General features: G+C 74.2%; 1 protein-coding gene. It reads right to left on the bottom strand.

Annotated features, from left to right (window positions below; all coding sequences use genetic code 11):
- Nucleotides 1-2078, bottom strand: a 2078-nt coding sequence (locus GH736_RS21720; RefSeq protein WP_159607004.1) for a hypothetical protein, incomplete at its 3' end; no start/stop codon positions are given.
- Between the last annotated feature and the right edge of the window lie 25 nt (nt 2079-2103).

Genomic DNA, 2103 nt, shown 5'->3' with positions numbered 1-2103 from the left:
CGACCCTGAGGAGATGAAGCACTTCCCGGCAAAGAAGCCCGGCGTGCCGACCACGCAGGAGACCGCGGCGGAAACCGCTGCGGACGCAGAGGCGGCGCTCCGCTCCGCCGACTGGAACCCGTCGCCGCGAGCGCGATCCTGGTCGCTCGGGAATCCGAGGGGTGCACCCCGAGCACCGCGACGATCGCACCAGCGGTCGCAGGCAGCCACGCCAAGGCCTCCCCGACGTCGAATGCGGTGACGATGGCGCCCGCGAAGACGCCCGCCAGGAGGGGGAGCGCGAGGCTCGTGCGGTCGACGACGACGAGGTTGGGCGTGAACAGTGCGATCGCCAGCAGTATCGAGGCCACCGTGCCCAGCCACAGCCACGGCGATGCCCACGTGCCGATCATCGCCGAGGCGGCCCCTTCGAGCCAGGGCGGGATCGAGAACGCGATCGTGCACGCCAGCACGGCGGCGAGGCTGACGTGGGCGGCGCCCATTGCGCGTACCCGGTTCGGCGGCCACACCCGACTCGCGACCACGCGTCCGACGACGAGGAGCGCCAGCAGTGCCGCCATCGTCCAGGGCCAGATGTCGGAACTGGAGTAGGCCGTGCTCCACGCGACGAGACCTGCCGCGGTGCCGGATATCGACAGCACGGCGAGGGAACCGGGGAACGCGATGCGCGCGGGGACCGAGGCCACGGCGAGGGCGGCGGCGGCGATGGCGGTGAGCGCGGCTGCCGCGGCCCACACCGTCGGGGCGAGGGATGCCGCCACGATTCCCGCCAGGAGGACCGCCCCGACCGGGATCGCCGCGAAGCGTCGCAGGTGTCCCAGGGTCAGCAACGCGGCCGCGCTGCCCGCGGCGAGGACCAGCGGAACGAGCTGGGCACCGAGGGCGGCGTCCGAGACGATCGACGGCAAGGACGATTCCGCGCCGAGCGTCCACGGCGTGAATCCGCTGAGGACGCGAGCACCGATGGCCACCAGCCCCGACAGGAGGCCCAGGGCCGAGGCCACCACGGTGACGGAGGCAGCCGCCCAGAATCCGCCGATCCACTCCCGCCGCCGGGGGAGGGCACGCGTGACGCAGGCGAGCACCCAGGTGGCCGTGCCGGCTCCGAGGGGGGCGGCCCAGAGCGCCTCCGGGGAGTCGAGCTCCTGCAATGCCCCGACGGCGGGCGCGAGGGCGATGGCGGCGCCGAGCGCCGAGGCGCCGATCCACGACCATATCGAGGTCTCGTCACGCTCGCGCACCGCGAGCATCACGATCCCGAGCAGGCAGGCCGCGGCGACGCCGGCGAACGCCCACGTCGCGCTCCACGAGACTCCCGGAAGCGCCCACGGCGCGGCGACCATCGATGCCCCCGCCCCGACGAAGCCGGCCGTGAGGAGAACGGTGCGTTCGATCGAGGGGCGTCGGGTGGCGGCGATGCTGCCCGTGACGGAGGCCGCGATGCCACCGAGCCAGACGGCGTTCGCCGTGCCGGGGTCGATGGCGAACCCGAGGAGGAACGCCGCGATCGGAGTGAGGGCTGCGGCCGCGTATCCGGTGGTCCGGATGCCCGTCAGCGCGCGTGTGCCGGCGAGCAGGCCCGCGACGACGGCGATGGCGACGCCCGCGTAGCCGGACGCCGTCAGGAGGCCGCTGCCGAACAGGTCGTTCGCGCGCACGATCCAGACGTCGAGGAGGAGCAGCACGATCGCCACCGCCGCCACGCCCTCGGCCGTTCCCGGCAGGCGGCGCGCGCGGAGGAGCCAGGCGACGCCGAGCACCGCGATGCTCGCCGCCGCGATGACGATCGATCGCACCTCCAGGCTGGCGACGAGGTAGGCCACGAAGAGGAACACGATGGCGGTGATGGAGATGAGGACGACGCCGAGCGTCAGGAGGAGGACCTGGACGCCCGACCGGCCGCCGGTCTTCGCCGTCGTCGGCCCTGCGGGCGGCGGAGCCACGGCGGCGGCCTGGTCCGCAGGGATGGTCGGTGCGGCGGAGGTCACGGGGGCCGTCGCGGGAACAGCGGCGGCCACGACCGGCACCGGCGCCGCCACCGGGGCCGTGAGCTCGGTCGCCGCGGGCGCAGCGCGCACCTACCACCGCCTCGCTGTAGCCGTC

It is taken from the genome of Agromyces humi, assembly GCF_009720255.1.
GTDB classification, from domain to species: Bacteria; Actinomycetota; Actinomycetes; order Actinomycetales; family Microbacteriaceae; genus Agromyces; species Agromyces humi.
Note: the sequence above shows the minus strand (reverse complement) of the source record. Positions and strands in the feature narration are given on the sequence as shown.